Origin of the sequence: Flavobacterium sp. LS1P28 (assembly GCF_003970335.1) — a bacterium.
Taxonomy (GTDB): Bacteria; Bacteroidota; Bacteroidia; order Flavobacteriales; family Flavobacteriaceae; genus Flavobacterium.
Genome location: NZ_RYDI01000001.1, coordinates 301,508 through 322,229 on the forward strand (window position 1 = coordinate 301,508; position 20,722 = coordinate 322,229).

At 32.7% G+C, this 20,722-nt stretch carries 19 protein-coding genes; 12 read left to right on the plus strand and 7 right to left on the minus strand.

Features of this window, described 5'->3' with window-relative positions:
* Positions 1–95: 95 nt before the first annotated feature.
* Genes EKL97_RS01275 through EKL97_RS01290 form a run of 4 tightly spaced genes read left to right on the plus strand, consistent with a single transcriptional unit; the run spans position 96 to position 4,998 of the window.
* Positions 96–275 carry a hypothetical protein gene (locus EKL97_RS01275; RefSeq protein WP_126457790.1) on the plus strand — a complete coding sequence of 60 codons (180 nt, stop codon included), beginning with the start codon at positions 96–98 and terminating at the stop codon, positions 273–275.
* Positions 272–1,936 (plus strand): S8 family serine peptidase, encoded by a 1,665-nt coding sequence (locus tag EKL97_RS01280; protein ID WP_126457791.1) that lies wholly within the window; start codon positions 272–274, stop codon positions 1,934–1,936. The genes EKL97_RS01275 and EKL97_RS01280 overlap by 4 nt, the downstream gene beginning before the upstream one ends.
* Positions 1,936–4,146, plus strand: coding sequence for a lantibiotic dehydratase family protein (locus tag EKL97_RS01285; RefSeq protein WP_126457792.1), 2,211 nt, complete (start codon positions 1,936–1,938; stop codon positions 4,144–4,146). Before EKL97_RS01280 ends, EKL97_RS01285 begins: the two co-directional genes overlap by 1 nt.
* A gap of 3 nt (positions 4,147–4,149) precedes the next feature.
* Positions 4,150–4,998 (plus strand): thiopeptide-type bacteriocin biosynthesis protein, encoded by an 849-nt coding sequence (locus tag EKL97_RS01290; RefSeq protein ID WP_126457793.1) that lies wholly within the window; start codon positions 4,150–4,152, stop codon positions 4,996–4,998.
* Between the two features lie 60 nt (positions 4,999–5,058).
* Here the strand turns inward: EKL97_RS01290 and EKL97_RS01295 are convergent, their stop codons facing one another.
* The 5 genes from EKL97_RS01295 to EKL97_RS01315 all read right to left on the minus strand — a co-directional run bounded on the left by EKL97_RS01295 (position 5,059) and on the right by EKL97_RS01315 (position 9,853).
* On the minus strand, positions 5,059–6,036 hold the full coding sequence (locus EKL97_RS01295; protein ID WP_126457795.1) for a hypothetical protein: 978 nt from the start codon (positions 6,034–6,036) through the stop codon (positions 5,059–5,061).
* Entirely contained in the window at positions 6,030–6,800 is a 771-nt protein-coding gene (locus EKL97_RS01300) for a hypothetical protein (protein ID WP_126567842.1), read from the minus strand. Before EKL97_RS01300 ends, EKL97_RS01295 begins: the two co-directional genes overlap by 7 nt.
* 169 nt (positions 6,801–6,969) lie before the next feature.
* Positions 6,970–7,596, minus strand: a complete 627-nt coding sequence (locus EKL97_RS01305; RefSeq protein WP_126457799.1) for a hypothetical protein — start codon at positions 7,594–7,596, stop codon at positions 6,970–6,972.
* 83 nt (positions 7,597–7,679) lie between these two features.
* Positions 7,680–8,342, minus strand: coding sequence for a hypothetical protein (locus EKL97_RS01310; protein ID WP_091259556.1), 663 nt, complete (start codon positions 8,340–8,342; stop codon positions 7,680–7,682).
* Positions 8,343–8,392: 50 nt separating this feature from the next.
* Positions 8,393–9,853: a hypothetical protein gene (locus EKL97_RS01315; protein ID WP_126552891.1), complete on the minus strand. Its 1,461-nt coding sequence runs from the start codon at positions 9,851–9,853 to the stop codon at positions 8,393–8,395.
* Between the two features lie 406 nt (positions 9,854–10,259).
* On the opposite strand from EKL97_RS01315, the gene EKL97_RS01320 reads away from it, so the two are divergent.
* From EKL97_RS01320 to EKL97_RS01355, 8 genes are all read left to right on the plus strand, one after another.
* A complete protein-coding gene (locus EKL97_RS01320; protein WP_126567844.1) occupies positions 10,260–10,703 on the plus strand; it encodes a GNAT family N-acetyltransferase in 444 nt (147 codons plus the stop codon).
* A gap of 10 nt (positions 10,704–10,713) precedes the next feature.
* Positions 10,714–11,172: a hypothetical protein gene (locus tag EKL97_RS01325; RefSeq protein WP_126457807.1), complete on the plus strand. Its 459-nt coding sequence runs from the start codon at positions 10,714–10,716 to the stop codon at positions 11,170–11,172.
* A 123-nt stretch (positions 11,173–11,295) separates the two neighbouring features.
* Positions 11,296–12,762, plus strand: coding sequence for a lipopolysaccharide biosynthesis protein (locus EKL97_RS01330; protein ID WP_126567845.1), 1,467 nt, complete (start codon positions 11,296–11,298; stop codon positions 12,760–12,762).
* Positions 12,763–12,939: 177 nt separating this feature from the next.
* Positions 12,940–13,374 (plus strand): dUTP diphosphatase, encoded by a 435-nt coding sequence (gene dut / locus EKL97_RS01335; protein ID WP_126567847.1) that lies wholly within the window; start codon positions 12,940–12,942, stop codon positions 13,372–13,374.
* Between the two features lie 84 nt (positions 13,375–13,458).
* A complete protein-coding gene (locus EKL97_RS01340) occupies positions 13,459–14,469 on the plus strand; it encodes a sugar phosphate nucleotidyltransferase (RefSeq protein WP_126567849.1) in 1,011 nt (336 codons plus the stop codon).
* 417 nt (positions 14,470–14,886) lie between these two features.
* Positions 14,887–16,236, plus strand: coding sequence for a tetratricopeptide repeat protein (locus tag EKL97_RS01345; protein WP_126552899.1), 1,350 nt, complete (start codon positions 14,887–14,889; stop codon positions 16,234–16,236).
* A complete protein-coding gene (locus EKL97_RS01350; protein WP_126457815.1) occupies positions 16,236–17,021 on the plus strand; it encodes a DUF4292 domain-containing protein in 786 nt (261 codons plus the stop codon). Before EKL97_RS01345 ends, EKL97_RS01350 begins: the two co-directional genes overlap by 1 nt.
* Positions 17,022–17,044: 23 nt before the next feature.
* Positions 17,045–18,298, plus strand: a complete 1,254-nt coding sequence (locus EKL97_RS01355) for a murein hydrolase activator EnvC family protein (RefSeq protein ID WP_126455028.1) — start codon at positions 17,045–17,047, stop codon at positions 18,296–18,298.
* A 201-nt stretch (positions 18,299–18,499) separates the two neighbouring features.
* Here the strand turns inward: EKL97_RS01355 and EKL97_RS01360 are convergent, their stop codons facing one another.
* Both EKL97_RS01360 and EKL97_RS01365 read right to left on the minus strand, forming a co-directional pair.
* Positions 18,500–19,348 carry a polysaccharide deacetylase family protein gene (locus EKL97_RS01360; RefSeq protein ID WP_126567851.1) on the minus strand — a complete coding sequence of 283 codons (849 nt, stop codon included), beginning with the start codon at positions 19,346–19,348 and terminating at the stop codon, positions 18,500–18,502.
* 15 nt (positions 19,349–19,363) lie between these two features.
* A complete protein-coding gene (locus EKL97_RS01365) occupies positions 19,364–20,392 on the minus strand; it encodes a hypothetical protein (RefSeq protein ID WP_126567852.1) in 1,029 nt (342 codons plus the stop codon).
* Positions 20,393–20,722 lie beyond the last annotated feature (330 nt).

Consider the following 20,722-nt stretch of genomic DNA (forward strand, 5'->3'; position numbering starts at 1 on the left):
ACGGAATTCCGCCAATAACTTTTAATTTTTTTTAGCTATTATCAGGCCAAGCTTTTACTTTTGCAACTTGTATAATAAATAAATAATTTTATCACATGAAAACAGAAAAAAAACAAACAAAAACGCAATCAAAGTTCAATTTAGAAAAAATGAAAGTAGCTCAATTGGATAACTTACATTTAATAAATGGTGGTTTTTTAAAATTGACTGGTGACATTGAAACTGTAACTGACTCTTTAATGCCTCCTCCCAATAACTTTAACTTAAAAAAATGAAAAATATTTATTTAATTTTTTTAGTCTGTATAATTTTAAGTTGTGCCACAAAAAAAAATGGAGTTTATGTTTTAAAAAATGAATCAATTAGCTCTGGTTGGCGAAGTTTAGATTCTTTAAATTGGTTTCATAAAGTCAATAAAGATCAAAATGCTTTTATCATTGATTTTATTCAAGTCAAAAAAACATCTAAAAGTAAAGTTCGAAACAATAATGTTGTGGTTGCTATAATTGACACTCCATTAGATACTAATCATGAATATTTAAAGAATAATATTTGGTTCAATAAACATGAAATTCCTTCTAACGGTATAGATGACGATAAAAATGGCTATGTAGACGATATTAATGGTTGGAATTTTATAGGAACAAGAGATAATGGTTATTTAGTTTGGGTTAATTTTGAATTTGTAAGATTTTTGAAAATTTTGAACGCTAATTCTAATCCTCAATTAACTATTCAAAACCTAGGCGGTGATGAATATAAACGTATAATCAACACTTATAACAAGCAATTTGGAGCTTATGACAACTGGTTAAAATCACAACAATACATTGTTGATAATTATCAAATAGCAAAAGATAGCTTAAAAAGATATTTTCCTAATGAAAAGTATTCAATCAAGGAATTAGATAGTTTGTATCTCAAGCATAAAATTAATGATAAAACTTTTAAACAAAGACGTGAAGACAAGGATTATGATATTGGTGCAATGATAGGTTTTATAAAGTCAAGATTGCAAGCAGGAGAGAATACAATTGAGGAAGCTTTAGATACAAGGGTTCGAATAGATTCGATAGTCAACAGAAATCTAAATGTAAATTTTGATGAAAGAATATATATTAAAGGCAATCCTTATTTAGTTAGTAAAGGATATGGAAATGCGACTATCTCAGAAAACAAGGCAGGCAAAAGATCTACGCATAATCATTCAACTAAGGTATCAGGTATTGTATCGATGATTGCAAAAAATAATTTCAAGATAATGCCGTTAGTAATTTCGGCATCAGGTGATGAATACGATCAGGATATAGCTAATGCGATATATTATGCAGTAGATAATGGTGCAAAGGTTATCAATATGTCATTTGGTAAAGAATTTTCTTTATATAAAGAATTGGTAATAGAAGCATTAAAGTATGCAATGAAAAGGGATGTATTGATTGTACATTCTGCGGGTAACAATAAATTCAATATTGACGAAAACCCTTATTATCCGTCAGATACAGAATTTAAGGATGATGCAAAAGAAGTCGTAGATAATTTTATCAATGTAGGCGCCACTACTGCAAAAGCAGACAGTACTTTTGTGGCCTCTTATTCAAATTACGGCAAGAAGAATGTAGATTTATTTGCTCCTGGAGATAAAATTTATACCACAACCGCAGGCAATAGTTATGGCTATGATTCAGGTACTTCACTTGCAGCACCCATGGTTTCTGGAACAGCGGCTTTAATATGGTCGTATTATCCTAAACTAACAGCTAAGGAGGTTAAACAAATTATTCTAGAATCAGGAACGGCTTACGATTTAGACGTTTTGGTCCCTGGTGGAGAGGGCAAAAAAATCAAATTTAGTGAATTATCTAAATCAGGAAAAGTATTAAATGTCTATAACGCGATGCAACTCGCTGAGAAAGTGAGTAAAAAGAAACGATAATGCACCACTATCAAGTTCGTCCTTTCTCGCACTATGTTTTAAGAACCCCTTTATTTCCATTGCCTTTCTATTTTGATTTATTGGAAAATTATTCCGAAGAGGCCTTATTGCTGCAGTTTGAAAACCCTTATGTTAGAGAAGCCATTCGTATGGCTTCACCGGAACTACTAACAGCTTTAAAAAAATGGAAAGCTGATCCTTCCAGTGTATCACCTAAAAAAAGGGAGAGTTTGCAGCTTAGTTTACTGAAATACATTGCGCGAATATCAACTCGTTGTACTCCTTTCGGGTTATTTGCGGGTTGTTCAGTTGGAAAAATAGCTTCTGAAACGAACATTATACTCAATTCAACTGAAAATTTTAGTCGTTTTACACAATTTGACATGCAATTTTGGGTGGCATTATTACGAGAATTTGCTAAAAGAGAAGAAGTTATACCTTATCTTAAATATTATCCTAATAATTCGATCTATGCTCTTGGGGATTTTTACCGCTATGTTGATTACAACTATGTAAAAACAAAAAGAGTCCATACCATTTCAGCATTGCGAAAAACAGCCCTTTTAAGTGAATTAGTGCTTAAAGCAACATCAGGGATGACTGTTGATGAAATGGTTTGTCTTCTTGCCGATGATGATTCTGAAACCGCAGAAGCTTTAGAATATATTAATCAGCTTATCGATTTTCAGTTTCTTGTAAGTGAATTGGATGCAACAGTTACAGGTAGTGATGAATGGGGACGCGTTTTTTCTATCATCGATAAAATTCCGAACTTAAAAAAAGATTCTCAACTTTTGCAAAGTATAAGAACTCAATTTTTAGTATTAGACCAAACGCTTGTTCCTTCTGAAAAAGACTATGAAGCGATACAGGATTTAATTGAGAAAACAGGTGTGGAGTTTGATGAAAAATATCTTTTTCAAACTGATTTAAATACGACCGCTTCCGTAAATACTTTGAGTACTAGTTCACAAAATAAAGTCTTCCAAGCGGTTCGTTTTTTAAACGGAATTCAAAAGCAAAAGAAGTCTGAAAACCATACTAATTTTATAAAAGCATTCACACAAAGGAATGAATCAAGAGAAATGCCTTTGACAACTGTTTTAGATACTGAAACGGGAATTGGGTATCTTCAAAATTCTGAAATGAATGATACGCATGAGATTTTGGAGCATTTTTCTTTTAAAAGTAAAGTTCAAGAAACAATCCTCGAACCTTGGACGGCTTATGATTTTATAATGGAGAAGAAACTTCAGCAATGTATTCTTAAAAATGAAGAAGCAGTATCGCTTTCTGAAAAGGATTTTCCGGATTTTGATCCTAGTTGGAATAATGCACCAGCTACTTTCTCGGTAATGATTGAAATTGCATTGCATCAAGAAAAAGAAATCATATCAATTGAATCTTCGGGGGATGTTAGTGCCGCCAAACTATTAGGGCGTTTTTGTAATGGAAATGATGCTATTTTCAATTTAACCAATGAAGTTGTAGCCAAAGAAGCGACCTATCATTCTGATAAAATTTTAGCAGAGATTGTTCATATTCCGGAATCAAGAACTGGTAATATATTAAGAAGACCTGTTTTAAGAGCATTTGAAATTGCCTATTTGGCTAATTCGGCAGCAACTAAAGACTACACGATTGACTTAAATGATTTAATGATTTCGATACGCAACAACAAAATTATTTTGCGATCTAAGAAACACAATAAAGAAGTTATTCCTTGTTTGTCAAATGCCCATAATTATGTTACTAAATCGCTGCCTGTTTATCATTTTTTATGTGATTTACAGTCGCAAGATGTAAAGCCTATTTACAGTTTCAGTTGGGGTGTTTTAGAAACGCATTATGATTTTTTTCCAAGGGTTGAATATAACGGAGTACTACTTTCAAAATCAAAATGGATCGTAAGTAAAACTGAAATTATGCCTTTTTATAAAATGGATGGCATTCTATTATTTGAAGCTTTTTCGATTTGGAGAAAACAACGAAGCATTCCTAGTCTTGTAAATTGGGCTCATTTTGACAACACATTGTTACTTGATTTTGAGACAAATATAGGGATTCAATTATTTTTGAAATCAGTTGTAAATCATGTTAAAATCACTTTAGAAGAATTTCTATTTACAGAGGAATCTGTGGTGAAAAACGCAAAAGGTGAAAATTTTGCCAATCAGTTCATTCTATCCTATTATAAAGACCAATTGTAAAGTATGAAAAGGGATTTTTGCATAGGAAGTGAATGGCTGTATTATAAAATATACACTGGAGTAAAAACAGCAGATCTTATATTATCTGAAAAGTTGTATCCCTTAATTTTAGATTTACAAAAGGAAAAGATAATTGCCAAATGGTTTTTTATTCGGTATAACGATCCTGATTCGCATCTTCGTCTTCGTTTTTTAGTAACCAAACCAGAAGCAATAGCTACCATTATCAGTTCATTCCATCCTGTTTTTGAGAAGTTATTGGTCAACCATTTAGTTTGGAAAGTACAAACGGATACTTATAAGAGAGAATTGGAGCGGTACGGAGAGGCTACCATGGTAGATTCTGAGACTTTGTTTGGGTATCATAGTGAGTTGATTGTAGCCTATTTAAAGCATAAATCCAATTTTGAGGTAGCAGCACAGCTATTGTTTGGACTGTTTACAATTCATCATTTTTTAGAAAGTTTTCAGTTATCAATGTCTGAAAAACATGAATTGATGCGCCGGTTACAAATGAATTTTAAAAAAGAATTTAATGCCGATGCGGCCACAAATAAGGGACTAGATACCCAATACCGCAAGCGTGAAGTAGAAATTACTGCCTTGCTACTAGGCAAAACGGACTTGCCATTTGAAGTATTAACTCCCTTCATAGAAACTAAAATATCAGAAATTGCTTTGTTAAGTTCCAACATAAAAAGTCAGTTGGAGATTCCTCTTTTTGATTTTTTAAGCAGCCATATTCACATGATGGTTAATCGTCAGTTTACCTCCCGCCAACGACAATATGAGCTCCTGATATACGACCATTTGTATCGGTTTTATAAAACTCAGGAGCTCAGAAGGCATTAAAAATTGGGATTGACTTTTGAGTTAAGCCCTTTTGCTCTATAATACAATAGAATGTTTTAGTTAAAAATCAGTGACAACAAATTTACCATTTGTAATATTGTGAATCAAAGCGCCTTTATTATAAACTTGCAGATTCATTTCGCCTCTAGTTACTTTTTCTTCATTTATAGTTGTATGCTCAAGAATTGTGTAACTGCCAGCTGTTTGGTATTTTTTCCAATCAATATCTCTAATCCACAATAACTGGGTAGCTCTAAATATGCCAACATATTGATCAAAATCAATTCTGTTCTCTATTGTATTTTGGTCAAATTTATACGTGCCTACTGCTAAATTTGGCAATTTAATTTTAGATTTAATTAAAGCTCTAAATCCGTTATCTGTGTAAAAGTACATTTGATATGGATTATTTAATAGTTTCGGATCATATTCGCCAAAATGAAATGCGGTAAAAAAACTTAAAGCAGTTCCTTTAAAATTCATATTTGTAAAAGTATATGGGCACTCGGTAGTTCTTACATTATTACTAGTTACCGACCCTTCGATATATTTTCTTTTTTTATCAATGTCTAATTCATCATAGTAAGATTGTTCTAATAGATATCCTTTAAAATCAAAATGAAGGTACTTTTTTGTTTCATCGTAGTTGAAATTTGATATTGTCATTAAGCCTTTAGGGTTAAAATCGGCAGATTCAAAATGTGCATTTTGATTTCTATAGTCAAAAAGTGTAATATTTTTTAACGTACCATTTTTCAATAGCGAGAATTCAATTCTAAAACCTGGATTTTTATTGTTTTGATAGCTACAACTAAAAAATAAACTTTCACAACTTTCGTTGGAGCCGATGCGACTATTTATTAAATTTAACTGTTCATTGTCAATTTTAATATTTAGAGAATTCACAACTTCTTCTTTAAGAACTTCTTCTCTTTCACAAGATGCTATAAAAAGGAATAAAAGCAAACTATTTGCTTTTATTAAAAACCACCTACAGTACTTACCGTAGGTGGATATGTTTTTTTTTGTGCCTACCATTGAACTTGAATTGGTCTTACTTGAAACTCTACTTTACCAGTATAATATGTTCTTGTAGCAAATTGCCCAGTATTAGGATTTTTATTTACTACATTATCGTAAAAAGGAATTACAGAGTCGAATAAATTGTTGCTTTTCGTTGTTCTTTTGACGATATAATCATTTGATTTTGATTCTTCAATTGACGCTCCATATTTCGTGTTCACTTTAACAACCTCAAAAATTGTCCCGCTTAATTCGGTAGAAAAGTTAGCATTGAATTTTGAGCTTATTGATTGTTTAGTTTCAATTATTAATGGATCATCTACTTCTTCAAAAGAAAATTTCCATTCATTTGAAAATCTATTTAAATCCCACGTTTGAAATTCTAACACTGTACCGTAATTATTATTCAAAAAATTTATAGTTTTTAAGCCAATTATAGTTGTACGAATGTAAGTTTTTTTGAAAGGCCAATTAAATCTGCTGTATGCTTCATGTTTTAATTCAAATAAATCAGACGGTTTAGCAAAAAAGCCTTTTTTATCTGATTCACCAGTGTTTGATGCTTTTGATCCATAAAAGCAATAAATCATAAATTCAAATTGTCCGTCTGTCCATCCGGAGGAGCTATTGAGTCTATAATCAGTTACTTGTTTTGGGTCATCTGTGTTTGAAATAGTATTAAATGCTCCTTGTGCATCATTTCCCGACATTTTGAAAGAGGTTATGTATTCTCTATACTTCCCACCACTAATTACTCCTTTTTGCTTGCTAGGAGTCAATCCATAATAGATGTTGTCTCTTTGCCAACCCTCTGATGCAGTACCTTCCCAAACATTGTAAGCATCCTTTAAAAATTGACTTTAGCACCATCATTTTTTATGTTGGAAAATAGCAAAATTACTGAACATTTCTATTCGATTTGCTACATAACAAGTAACAATCATTACGTTATAATTTTACTCTTAAAGTAGGTAATATAGCTATGGTTTCAACACCATTTAATGAATAATACAACTTGCTTTTTAAACCAAGTTCAGCATAACTATTGAGTTTGAAATAATATTCTAAAGATCCAAATAAACCCAAATTGTCTGCTCGATTTTTTTCGTTTATTAACACAAACACAGTATTGTTATCAATATTAGTAATATCGCTTCTGTTCATATTTTCAATAAAATAGTATGCTCCAAGCGTAAACTGCAAATTGTTTTTAAAAACGGTTCTAAAATGAACATCATAAAAGTCTTTGGTATGAATGTTTCTATAGTTTTGTAAAACCAAACCAGTATTGGTTGAAGTAAGTATTACACCATCATCTATATTTTTTGCATGCTGTAACCTAGAATAACCTAATCCAATGTAGCGGTCTTTAGGTAATTTAAAATCAAAATTTATTTCATAAAACGAGCCAATATTTGGCAATTCAAAAGGTACGGGATCATCTAAAAAGGATTTGGAGTACTCGATGTAGGATAGACCATAAGAGAACGAAATTTCAATTTTTTGTTCTTTGTTTTCTTGAGCAAATAAAGAAGTTGAAAGAAAAAATATAGTTAATAGTAGTCTATTTTTCATAGGATTAGATTTTATAAGTAACTGTTTTTTAATTTTAATGAATGTTTTATTGAATCATTTTTCTAAAAATAATTTTATGATAATTAGAATCTTTTACCAATATTTAAAGTAAGGTTATAGTGGTTAGGATACACCGGAATTGAGTTAATTTTTTTTTCGCCAATAGGCATTAAATAGTACGGACTGATACCAACAAAGTAATTCTTATAAAATGTACATTGAAATTGTAATCCTAAGGTATAATAAAAAGTATTTAAATTACCTGAAGTGGTTCCATTTTCATAAGTAAGTATCTGTCCATTATTAAAATCATAAGTCCAATTTTTTACATCATGCGCTCTAGAATATGAAAACAAATAGCCAGCACCTAAATTAAAATTAAATAAAAACCGATCATTATTAACAAATAGATAATCTATCTTAGTTCCTACAGTAACAGTATTTATTTTTGACCAAAGCGAATTAAAATATACACCTGAGTAGGTTTGATCCATTAAATAATTATCGACTGCTGTTGCATCATCAAAAAAACGAGGAAAATCATTACTTTGATTGTATTCTAAATACAAATCAAATGCAAAAGACTGAGAAAATCTATTTTGATAATTTAAACCTAGTGAAAAATTATTTAAGTTGCTTTCTTTATCAGGAAACCAAGGTTTGCCAATTGACACATAAACGCTTTCGTTTTGAGCAGATGAGATTGTAAAAATAAAGATAAATAAAACTGTAAAATTTTTTTTCATAACAACATAAATGTAGATGCTGTACCAAAGATACAGCATCTAATTAATAATTAAAGGTCGGTATAATAGTGTTTAAAGTAGTAATCTACAATGCCATTTTTCTTCACATTATAATCCACACCACCATCACTGACTGTTTCACCAGTAGCGCCAAGACCTACAATAGTTGCTAAAACAATTCTACGTGAGATTTCTGCATTTGTCCTAAACTTTGCATTACCGACTGAAACATTAATTTTAGCTGAACCGCTTGCCTCGGCATTTGGTTTAATTTTACCATCTTCAAGTTTAAAACCTGACTTCATGGAAAGTTCAAAAGATGCTGTAGCCTTCAAGTTATGTATGGAAAAAATAGCGAAATCCTGTGTATTTTCGCTCATGTTCCAATCTTGGTCAAATTCAGCACCAAAATCAACCCAATTTTTATCTTTGACATGTTTTCTTTTACATCTGAATTCTTTTACAATATAATCTTTTGGAGAAGCTGTTATTGTGCCATCTGCGTTTTGTGTGACAGAACCATCAGTTGTGCCGCGGTAAAATCTCAACTTTTGATGTGTGCCACCAAACCCCATGTAACCAGTTCCATTTATTCTTATTCTTGGGATATAGGAACTGATACCATCTGTTTCGGGAATATTATTATGATTGGTATTTGTTGTCAGTAATGTTGTTGTTGGTATTGTATTGTTATTATTAGTAAATCCACTAGGATTGTAAACCATGAATTGATTCTCACTAGTTATCAGTTCATTATTTTGGTCTAAAGGTGTAGGTAACAGTTCTATAAAATTACAAGGTCTACCAGCAATATCACATGGATCTATAGGTACGATTACATAAACGGGATTGTTATCTAAAAAATTGTTATCAAGATTATTAATAATTTCATAATCACTGTAGCCTGTATTAAATTGAAATCCGATGTTTGTTTGCGAATTGTTTAGCGGATCGAATGAAACATAATATTCTTGTGCATTTTGATCATCATTTTCATATTCAGGATCAAATGGAAAAAAAATTTGTAATTCCTGTGAAACAAGAAGATTAGTTAATTCATCTGCAATAAACGCTGTAGATCTAAAATTGTTCTTAGAAGTTAAGTTTTTGTCCAAAATTTCTTTAATTGTTTTATAATCATTAGAATTATTTTCAAACTCTTTTCTTAAAGCATTTTTAAAAATATTTTGCTTTCTTAAATTATTTATTTGGTTTTTGAACGTAGCTTGTTCATTTTTTCTTAAACCTTCTTCTTGTTCAAGTAAGTATGCAAAAGATACAATATTTGCATCTTTGTCAACTTCTTTCATTTTGTTATTTAAAGCGTTTTTGACTTCAGAGTCAGTTAATAACTTGCCTAACAAAATAGCAGTTTCTTGTACTAACTTCTGTTTTGAATTTAAATTTGTTTTTTCTAGTGTTTCACTATTGTTTTCAGTAGAACAACTGATTACCAAGAGGCAGAAGGAAAGTAGGAATATACTTTTTCTCATTATAAATTTTGTTCTCATTTAAGATTGTTTTAATTGTTTTAAATTGATAAATTTTAGATAAGTAGCTACAATATCATTTTAGAAAAAAAACTTAATTCTAAATAACGTCTTACTAAGAACTTATTTGTTTTTCTTGACTCCAAAACTACCCTCATATATTTTAACATACAAACACTTGTTATCGGAATTCACGGAATTCCGTGTCTTAATTCCGTGAATATTTTTTTAAAATACCTGAACATCAATAATTTGAAAACATGATTTTTTCTATGAATTTAAGCTATAAGCTCTAATTTTAGGTGTTGCGCGATAAATGACACTTATTAAACTTCAAAATTTTCAATTAGATTTCTCAAAAATTTACCCTATCATCACTTTCAATCTCATTCCTTTTTCTCTAATTTTACATTTTTGAAAAGCAAATATGAAATTAGAAATTAGAAAACTGACCACTAAACAGGAAATGTTAGCTCAATATGAAGTTATGCTACATTTATATACGAATTTCACTTTAGACAAATACGATGCGTATCTCACAGAGATGATCCCACACAACTACAAGCAAATTGCCGTTTTTGAAGGTGATGTATGTGTTGGACTCTCTGGATTGTGGTCAGGAACTAAACTCTGGTCTGGCAAGTATTTAGAAATTGATAATTTTATTGTACACCCAGATCACCGCAAAAAAGGAATTGGCAAAATGTTGACGGATTATGTTGATGCTTTGGCAAAAAAAACGGGCTGTACGATGATCGTTTTAGATGCCTTTACCGGAAATTTCACCGCACATCGCTTTTATTACAACCAAGGTTACGTACCCAAAGGGTTTCACTTTCTTAAAATTTTAAACGAAGAAGGTCTAAGTTAAAGAGAAAATTATGAAAGGATATAAAATAATTTTTTTCTCTGTGATTACCGCTATCAGCCTTACTTTTTGTGCTATGAAACACGAACTTCAAACGGAATTCCCTCAAGAAATACAATCAGTATTCTACCAAAAAGTGAAAAAAGATACGGAAAGCAGCGTGATCAATTTTTATATCGAATTCAAAAAACCGCTTGCGGCAAACATCAAATTGGAGAAAATCTATTTTCACAATCAAGAATCTCTAGTTCAGGAAATTACACCAAAAGACTTTAAATCTTCATTTTTACAAAGCAATAAAAAAGAAGATTTGATTATGGATATAAATCCCACCAAAGAATATTGCAACAAAGCACCTATAATTTCAAAGACCAAATTCGATATCAAATCCACAGAAGCAGTATTAAAATACAAGCTAAAAAATAAAACGTATTATTTGAAAATCTCCAATGTCTTCGAAAAACCGCTCTAATTAAAATCTTCAAATCAAATATTTTCTAAGACAAAACAGCAGTAAAAACAAAAAGGTACTGAGGTCATTTAAACCAAAGAATTGGTTATTTTTGTCGATATCAATTTAAACAAATACGCCATTTTGGGATTATATAAAAATCTTTTTAAACAGACTGCCATTTACGGATTAGCAACGGTCATCCCGCGAATGTTCAGTTTTTTATTGGTGCCTTTATATACGGATCTACTTCCTAAAGCGGAGTATGGGAAGGTTTCCATAATTTTTGCCGGAATGATTTTTTTTAATGTCATTCTTGCATACGGAATGGAAACTGCTTTTTTTAGGTTTTATAATAAGGAAACAAACAAAAATTCAGTAGTTGAAACAACCTCAGTGTCGATCTTCTGGACTTCACTTACCTTTTTATTCATAGCATTACTTTTTCGAAACACATTAGCGCTTTGGTCAGGAATTGATGAACAATATATTACATACACCATTTGGATTTTAGTGCTCGATGCATTGGTTATTGTTCCGTTCTCTAAATTAAGGGTCAACCAGCAACCCGTAAAATACGCCATAATCAAAATAGGAAATGTAGCTGTCAATTTATTTTTGAACCTTTTCTTTTTGAGTTATTTACCGGTGATTTCACAATCAAACCCGGATAGTTTTTTAGGTTCTTTTTACTTGGAAGATTTTCAGATAGGCTATATTTTTGTGTCTAATTTAATTGCCAGTCTACTGACCTTTATAGTGTTGTCACCCAATTACTTTATATTGAAATGGCATTTTGATTATTCGCTTTGGAAACGCATGATGCAATACGGTATGCCTGTTATGGTGGCCGGAATAGCATTTGCCATCAACGACCAATTTGACAAAATTTTATTGGGATACTTATTGCCTCCTGACATTGCTGATGCCGAAGTGGGAGTGTATAACGCCTGCTACAAACTCGGTTTGTTCATGGTCTTGTACCGAACTGCCTATACTTTGGGAATCGAACCCTTCTTTTTTAGCCATTCTAATAGTAAAGATGCGCCACAAACCTATGCTACAATTACCAAATATTTTGTCATTTTTGGGTCGTTTATATTACTGTCCGTCATCGTTTTTGCCGATGTGCTCAAAGTTATTATGATCCGAGATGATTCCTATTGGGAAGCCATGAAAGTAGTACCATTAATTATTTTGGCTAATTTTTTCCTAGGCATTTACACCAACCTTTCCGTTTGGTACAAACTCATTGACAAAACGCATATTGGTGCATACATTTCTATAGTGGGAGCCATCATTACCTTAGCATTAAACTTTCTTTTAATTCCTACAATGAGTTATTACGGTTCTGCAATTGCCACCATTGCGGCTTATGGGAGCATGATGACCATCTCTTATTATTTTGGAAACAAATATTACCCCATACCGTACGAAACCAATAAAATTGCCATGTATTTAGTGATTTCCATAGGTTTTTCAGCAGTTTCATTTTATGGCTTTAGAGAAAATTATTTAGTTGGAGTGCCGCTATTGTTAGCATTCCTATATTTTATTTACTACAACGAGAAAGAATTATTAATCAAAATGTTGAACCGAAAAAAGAATTAGAATCTAGTTTTTAGGAGCTATTTCCTGCTTTTTGCTGTATCTTTTCTTTTTTAAAGAAAAAAAGAAAAGGATGCCGCTTCAATCAGGGCTAAAAAATCGAAAACAATACAAAAGAACATATACGGACAAGTAGGGACAAGTCGCGACTTGTCCCTACAGCACATAAAAATAAAAAAAATGACAATAAACATCATCAACAAATCACAACATGCCTTACCAAACTATGAAACCATAGCCTCTGCCGGAATGGATTTACGTGCTAACTTAACAGCATCTATAACATTAAAACCATTAGATCGAGCCATCGTAAAAACAGGACTTTTCATAGAACTACCCATAGGTTACGAAGCGCAAGTAAGACCTCGAAGCGGTCTCGCTGCTAAAAACGGAATCACAGTATTGAACGCACCCGGAACAGTAGATGCCGATTATCGTGGTGAAATTGGAGTTATTTTAGTAAATTTATCCAATGAAGATTTTGTTATCCAAAACGGAGAACGCATTGCGCAACTCATCATCGCAAAACACGAACGTGCAGAGTGGATTCAAGTACAAGAGCTGACAGAAACCTCCAGAGGAGAAGGCGGATTTGGTAGTACGGGAGTGAAATAGATTTAATAATTTAAAGATTGAAAAATTTAAAGATTTGCGATAATCTTTAAATTTTTCAATCGTTTAATCTTTCAATAAAAAAACATGAAAATAATTGTCCCAATGGCAGGCCGTGGTTCACGCCTTCGCCCACATACATTAACCATTCCTAAACCTTTAATTCCTATTGCAGGAAAACCGATTGTTCACCGTTTAGTAGAGGATATTGCAGGCGTATTAAATCAAGCGATCGAAGAAGTAGCCTTTATTATTCATGAAAGTTTTGGCAAAAAAGTAGAAGAGGAACTAATTGCTATCGCACAAAAATTAGGCGCCAAAGGCACTATTTATTACCAAAACGAAGCTTTAGGAACCGGTCACGCCATTATGTGTGCCAAAGATTCTTTGAGTGGACCAGCAGTTATCGCTTACGCAGATACGTTGATTCGGGCTGATTTCGATTTGGACCAAAATGCCGACAGCGTGATTTGGGTGAAACAAGTAGATCAGCCGGAAGCTTTTGGTGTTGTAAAACTGAATGAAGCAAATGAAATAGTAGAATTAGTAGAGAAACCGGTAACTTTTGTCTCAGATCTTGCCGTTATCGGAATTTACTATTTTAAAGATGTGGCCGTGCTGAAAAACGAATTACAATTAGTATTAGATAACAATATTATCCACGGTGGCGAATATCAAATAAATGATGGTATCAAACAAATGATGGCTAAAGGCATGAAATTTGTTCCCGGTAAAGTGGACGAATGGATGGATTGTGGCAACAAGAATGTAACCGTGGAAACCAATTCCAGAATGTTAGGATTCTTGCATAATGATGGCGAACATTTAGTGGATTTTGATGTCAAATTAGAGAATTCAACTATAATTCCGCCTTGTTATATCGGTAAAAATGTAATTTTGATAAACGCAACTGTTGGTCCTAATGTATCTTTAGGAGATGGATGCCATGTTTCAAACAGTACGATAAAAAACAGTTTGGTACAAACCCATTCTCATATCAAAAATGCGAATTTAGACAATGCAATGATTGGGAATCACGTTAGTTTTGATGGGAATTTTTCCAGTATTAGCATTGGGGATTATTCGGTATTGGAGTAAAAGGATTCAATTAATGCACTAAGCAATAAGAATAAAACAATGTTGCATTTTTTTACCATATAAGTCATGTAAGTTTAAGTTTCAATTGTGTTGGCCTTATGTAACTTAAACAATCATAAGGTCATTTAAGGTTTAATTCTTATATGACTTATATATCAAATAGTATTTCACTCATTTTTTAGTATGACATTAAATAGGTCCAACTACTTAAATGCTATAATCAAAAATAAAAATATTTAATTTTAAACATACGAGTCTTGCAAGGCTATGTGGCTTCGCTTAAATGAACTATTGGTTTTACTTGAATTAATTCAAAACTTATATGACTTATATGTTTAAACAAGTATGCGACGAAATGTTATTATTTGTAATGTTAAGTGGTATTATATAAAAAAGATTCAGGATTAAAAATACAGCATGAAAAAAAGCGCTTTCATAATTTTATTTCTCGTTTTGCAATGCAATTCGGCTTTGCTGTGGGCACAAACAGAACCTGAGGAAATAAAGCTCGATACGGATCAGTTTCAGGAACTTTTTTATGAATCGTTGTTGCAAAAAGGGATTGAGAACTATGATAAAGCAATTGTAGCTTTGGATAAAGCCAATAAAATTAAACCCAATGATGCCGCCGTATATTATGAGTTAGGGAAGAATTATTTAGCATTAAAAGAGTATAAAAGTGCTTATAATTACTTTGAAAACGCCACTAAAATTGATCCTAAAAACAAGTGGTTCTGGATAGGAATGTATGATGTGAGTTACGAAACTAAAAATTTTACTCAGGGAATTACCGTCATCAATAAGTTGATTGAATTTGATCCCAAGTACAAAGAAGATTTGACCTCACTTTATATGGGGACTAATCAGTATGAGAAAGCTTTGGCACTGATTCAGGAACTTAATGAAACCATCGGAAAAACAGATAGAAGGGAATTATACAAAAGCCAGATTCTGTCTGTAGGAAAATTTCAGAATATGGAGATTACCAATCTGGAAGATCTGATTGCTAAAAACCCACAGGATGAGTTCAATTATATCAGTTTAATTTTTTTGTATTCGAAAAATAATGAAGAGTCAAAAGCGTTTGAAACCGTCAAAAAACTCGAAAAAGCAATCCCAGATTCGGAGTGGGCACAAGTAAGTGTATTCAAAAATTACTTGGATGCTAATGACGCACCAAAAGCCATTAAAGCAATGAATATTGTTTTGGCCAGTGCCAAAATTGATTCGAAAATTAAACACCGAATTCTGAATGAGTTTCTGGTTTTTACCGATAAAAATCCGCAATATTCGGCTGATTTAGAGAAGGCTGTCGGCTATTTTGACAAGGATACTTCCGTTGATGTTGCCAAAGAAATTGGGAAGTTTTTCCATGCTAAAAAACAATGGAACAAAGCAATTATGTATTATGAAAAATCAGCAAATAAGGAATCTGATGATGCCGTCGGAACGAATTTACTTTTGCTTCAAGCGCATACGGAGATGAAACAATTTGATACAGTAGCTAGGAAAGCTTCGGCACTTATGGAGACTTTTCCAACGCAGCCTCAGTTTTATTATTATGCGGGTTTAGCCAACAATCAGCTGCAACAATTTAAAAAGGCGAAGGGTTTTTTAGAAATGGGCATGGATTATGTAGTGGAGAATAAAGAGTTGGAAATCAATTTCAATATTCAACTTGGAGAAGCGTATAATGGTTTGGGAGATTTCAAGAAAAAAGACTCGTTTTTCTCTAAAGCCAATCAATTATTAAAAGAAAAAAAATAATGAAAAAAATTTCAATAGTAGTTCTACTTACTGTTTTTATGATTTCTTGTAAATCTAAAGCCATTGTGGTTGCTGCCAGTAATGAGCCCGTTGCTGAAGCGGGGTATATGTCAGCCAAAAAAATAATAGAAAATCATTATAACAATAAAAATGAATTTTCTACATTATACATTAAGTCAAGCGCGCGTTATGCGGATGACAAGCAGACCCAAAACGTTACCGCAGAAATTAAAATCAAGAAAGACGAACAAATTTTAGTAAGCATTCGTTTTCTTGGAATTACAATGGCAAAAGCATTGATTACGCCTTCCACGGTGAGCTATTACGAAAAAATCAACGGAAACTATTTTGAAGGGGATTTCAGCAGTTTAAGCCAGTGGCTAGGAACGGATTTGGATTATAATAAAATCCAGAACATGTTATTAGGTCAGGCTATTGATGATTTGACTAAAGGAAAATATCTAGAAACATTATTGGAACAAACCTATCGATTAGATGATACATCGAACAAAAACACAAAAAAATCATTCTTTTTAGATGCCGATAAATTTTTAGTTCAAAAGCAAGAAATTACACAAACTGCCGAAGAGCGAACGATCAAAGTTACATACACAGACAACAAAGTATACAACGAGACAACATTGCCTACAAGTGTTTTAATTAATACGTTTCAGAAGAAAGGAACTACCGAAATCAGTTTAGATTACAATACGGTAACTTTCAATGAAGAACTTTCTTTTCCTTATAGTGTTCCAAATGGGTACAAAAGAATTATAATTAAGTAAATTAGCAAAAATATTTTTCCGATATGCCAAAATTTCTCCTAAGCCTAATTTTAATTTGTACCACTTCATTACTATGGAGTCAGGAATCCCAACAAGAAAAATTAGAAGAACGTAAAGCTCAAATTCAAAAAGAAATTCGAGAAAATGAAAGATTACTGCAGAATGTAAAGAAAAAAGAGAAATCCGCTCTCAATGTGGTGATTATTCAAAGTACTAAAATAAGGCTTAAAGAAAAATTAATAAATACCACTGAAAAGCAAACCAAGTTGCTTAACAACGATATGTACATTAATCAGGTTCAGATCAATAAATTAAAAAAAGAATTGGGGGAACTGAAGGAGGATTATGCCGAAATGATTTTAAAATCATATAAAAGCCGTTCGTCAGAAAGTAGAGCGATGTTTTTATTGTCTTCTGAAAATTTTTTACAGGCATACAAAAGAGCGCAGTACATGAAGCAGTACACCAGTTATAGAAAAGCACAGGGCGAGGAAATTAAATCTAAGTCGACCAAGTTATTGGACTATAATGATAAATTAAACATTCAAAAAAAGGAAAAACAAAAACTGATTGCCGAAAACGAAAAGGAACGATTGGCTCTGGAAAAGGAAAAGAAAGAACAGCAAAAGGTAGTAAATTTTATCAAAAAAGATAAAAATATGATTGCCAAAGAGCTTAAGAAAAGACAACAAGAGTACAAATCAATTGACAGACAAATCAATAAATTAATTCGGGAAGCCATTGCGGCAGCCAATAGGAAAGCCGCCTTAGAAAAAGCGAAAGCCAATCCAAGTGCTCCGGTTTCCAGAGGTGCAGTGTCATCCTCTAAAATTGAGTTAACTCCCGAAGCTAAAATAGTTGCTGATAATTTTAGAGCGAATAGAGGAAGATTGCCGTATCCTGTTGAAAAAGGATATATATCATTAGGATATGGAAACCAAACCCATCCTTTGTTCAATACAATTACGGTTCACAACAGCGGTGTAGAAATCACTACGGACAATGGCGCAAGTGCCAGAGCTGTTTTTGGAGGAGAAGTAACCAGTGTCATCGTTTTGTCACCAGTAAACAAAGCCGTAATGATACAGCACGGAGATTTCTTTACGGTCTATCAAAATTTAAGCTCAGTGTCAGTCAATAAAGGAGATAAAGTGAGTATAAAGCAAAGTCTTGGAAAAGTAAGAACGAATGGCGAGACCGGAAAAACGATAATTAAATTTTTAATCCTACAAAATACAACCTATAATAATCCTTCAAGCTGGTTGTCCCCAAGATAGAAAATAGTTGTCTGATAAAAAAAGCACTATCAATTCAATCGAATTGATAGTGCTTTTTTTAGTTAAGGAATTCTTTAGTATTAATGGATAAAAGGTCTGTTGACGAAACCTTTTTGACGGTTGTGCTCCATTGCTGTAGTGTTAGTATAGATAGCTGTTTGATTTTTGAATAAATTAACGAATTTAGAACCTTTTAATGGGTTATTCTGCTTTATTAAAAGAAGAATGTACAGCTTTCATCATTCCTTCAGTAGACCAGGTTCCGGAAACTATAATACGTCTGATAGTGTACAATGGATCTGCAGGATCTCTTTTGGTTGATAAAATATAAGCCATTTCATAACCACTTTTCTTAATTTCAGGAATAGCTGCAGTATTCCATAATCCAAACGGATAGGCAAAATCCGTCACCGGTTTTCCTATGATTTCTTCTAATTTTGCTTTTGGTTTTACCAATTGTAAATTCCAGTCGTCGCCCATATATTTTGTAACCATGTGGTGATCCCAAGTATGCGCGCCTACCACATGTCCGTCATCAGATAAGCTTTTAATTTGCTTTTTGCTCATATATCCGGGACGATTAATTGAGACAGTCATAATATAAAACACGCCTTTGAAACCCTGTTTTTTCATTTCGGCTGCGCCAATGCTAAATTGTTCTTCTCTGGTATCATCAAAAGTAATCATGATTGGCTTTTCCGGTAAGGGACCATCAAATACTAAATAATCATAGAGTTGTTGTGGCAAAACGGTTTTATATCCTGCATCGGCTAAGGCTTTCATTTGTGCTGCAAAAGCATCAGGTTTTACGGTGTACACTTTCATGTTTCCGCTCGCACTGGCACTAAAATCTCGGATATTATGATAACATAAAACGGGTACTTCTTTTTTTGAAAGAATAGTCGCAGCATCAGCCGCTACTTTTTTTGGTGCAATAATTTTTGCAGGAACAGTTATAAGCGGGATTTCCGGTATTATTTTACGAGGTTCTGATTGGCATCCAACTACTAAAAAAAACCCAACAGAAAGGGAATAAAGAATATTCTTCATAAATCAATTGGTAAATTATTGGTACTGAATGTAAATTGGTTTTGGAGTAAATTTTACTAATTCCTCTGGGCTGTACATCTTCCAATCGTTTTTATTGTCATTTTTATAAAATAATTTAAAACCAGTGAATTGTACCGGTTCTCTATAAATATAACTCATATACGTGGACTTTTTTAGAATTTTACTTCCAAAACCATCCATGTCCATAACGATTTGAACTTCAGGAACGGTCTTGATTTCTTTATAGTTTTTTACCATGCCCTGAGTAAAACGGTGTATTACAAGCACTTTTGGAGTCAGTTTATTTTTGCGCACAATATTTGCCAATATGTCAATGGCATCGTTAATATCAGCGGCAGTGAAATGCCCGATTTTTGAACCTGGGCGCTCTCCATTTTTCATAGAAAACTCCGGATCAATTCCAAGGTGTACATTAGGCATTGAAAGGTATTGTTCCAGTTCTGCCACTTCTGCCTTAACGGTGCTGTGTCCCACCTGAATGTCTAGAAATACCAGCGCATTTATAGGTTTTGCCCAACTTATAATAGTGTCTATTTGCTTAAATGGCATACGCATGCGGTGCATATTATTTTTTCCCGGAGCGCCTTGAGCGGTAACGGCAATATAATGCAAAGCCGGAATTGCTTTTACAGTAGAATCAGCAGCTTGCCACTTGGCCACTTCACCTTGTAATTTTGCCAACATTTCTTTTCGGGGAATTTCACCTAATATTCCCATTCTGGTGGAATATAAGTTGCCGTAATAAGCAATGATTCTATTGTAGGGTAAGAGTGCGCCCGGTAAAGGATAAGGGGCTTTTACAGGCCATCTGCCCGAGGTGTCATTGTTGCTTAAGGCAATCATTCTGGTATTAAAATCAAGCGTGTCGATGGTAAGGGATATTTTCTTTTCTATCGAATCTACTTTTACGGTGGCCGGTTTTTCTGTTTCACTTTCATTATCAGCGGCTTTATTCCGATTACAGGCTAGCGTACTTAACAATAATACGGGAAGTGTGATATATGCAATTGTTGATTTTTTCATAGGTAGCTACTACTTTTTATTTAAAATGAAGGTCCAAGTTTAAAGATAATTTAATTCTGGGATTAATCACAAAGATATGATTTTTAAAGAACGTCATTTTGGTTAAACTAGTGTTTTTAAAATGGTGTTTTTTATATAATTTCCGTTTAAACTAGACTTTTGTGTAATTTTACAATAATCTTTAATCGAATTCAAAACAATATGAAACAGAATGTAAATTGCAACTTAATAATTGTGGGGAGCATTTTTATTTAATCCATATTTTATTTAAAAGGGTTTTTTGGAACAAAAAGAAAATACTAACTTTATAAACGTTTTCATTCCCTTAAA

What these genes read in the sequence shown, in the direction of transcription:
- EKL97_RS01365 (WP_126567852.1), bottom strand. Translation starts at nt 20,392, where the DNA reads ATGAAAAAATCAACAATTGCATATATCACACTTCCCGTATTATTGTTA.
- EKL97_RS01360 (WP_126567851.1), bottom strand. Translation starts at nt 19,348, where the DNA reads ATGAAGAATATTCTTTATTCCCTTTCTGTTGGGTTTTTTTTAGTAGTT.
- EKL97_RS01345 (WP_126552899.1), top strand. Translation starts at nt 14,887, where the DNA reads ATGAAAAAAAGCGCTTTCATAATTTTATTTCTCGTTTTGCAATGCAAT.
- EKL97_RS01310 (WP_091259556.1), bottom strand. Translation starts at nt 8,342, where the DNA reads ATGAAAAAAAATTTTACAGTTTTATTTATCTTTATTTTTACAATCTCA.
- EKL97_RS01305 (WP_126457799.1), bottom strand. Translation starts at nt 7,596, where the DNA reads ATGAAAAATAGACTACTATTAACTATATTTTTTCTTTCAACTTCTTTA.
- EKL97_RS01320 (WP_126567844.1), top strand. Translation starts at nt 10,260, where the DNA reads ATGAAATTAGAAATTAGAAAACTGACCACTAAACAGGAAATGTTAGCT.
- EKL97_RS01355 (WP_126455028.1), top strand. Translation starts at nt 17,045, where the DNA reads ATGCCAAAATTTCTCCTAAGCCTAATTTTAATTTGTACCACTTCATTA.
- dut (WP_126567847.1), top strand. Translation starts at nt 12,940, where the DNA reads ATGACAATAAACATCATCAACAAATCACAACATGCCTTACCAAACTAT.
- EKL97_RS01275 (WP_126457790.1), top strand. Translation starts at nt 96, where the DNA reads ATGAAAACAGAAAAAAAACAAACAAAAACGCAATCAAAGTTCAATTTA.
- EKL97_RS01350 (WP_126457815.1), top strand. Translation starts at nt 16,236, where the DNA reads ATGAAAAAAATTTCAATAGTAGTTCTACTTACTGTTTTTATGATTTCT.
- EKL97_RS01280 (WP_126457791.1), top strand. Translation starts at nt 272, where the DNA reads ATGAAAAATATTTATTTAATTTTTTTAGTCTGTATAATTTTAAGTTGT.
- EKL97_RS01290 (WP_126457793.1), top strand. Translation starts at nt 4,150, where the DNA reads ATGAAAAGGGATTTTTGCATAGGAAGTGAATGGCTGTATTATAAAATA.
- EKL97_RS01340 (WP_126567849.1), top strand. Translation starts at nt 13,459, where the DNA reads ATGAAAATAATTGTCCCAATGGCAGGCCGTGGTTCACGCCTTCGCCCA.
- EKL97_RS01315 (WP_126552891.1), bottom strand. Translation starts at nt 9,853, where the DNA reads ATGAGAACAAAATTTATAATGAGAAAAAGTATATTCCTACTTTCCTTC.
- EKL97_RS01295 (WP_126457795.1), bottom strand. Translation starts at nt 6,036, where the DNA reads ATGGTAGGCACAAAAAAAAACATATCCACCTACGGTAAGTACTGTAGG.
- EKL97_RS01325 (WP_126457807.1), top strand. Translation starts at nt 10,714, where the DNA reads ATGAAAGGATATAAAATAATTTTTTTCTCTGTGATTACCGCTATCAGC.
- EKL97_RS01285 (WP_126457792.1), top strand. Translation starts at nt 1,936, where the DNA reads ATGCACCACTATCAAGTTCGTCCTTTCTCGCACTATGTTTTAAGAACC.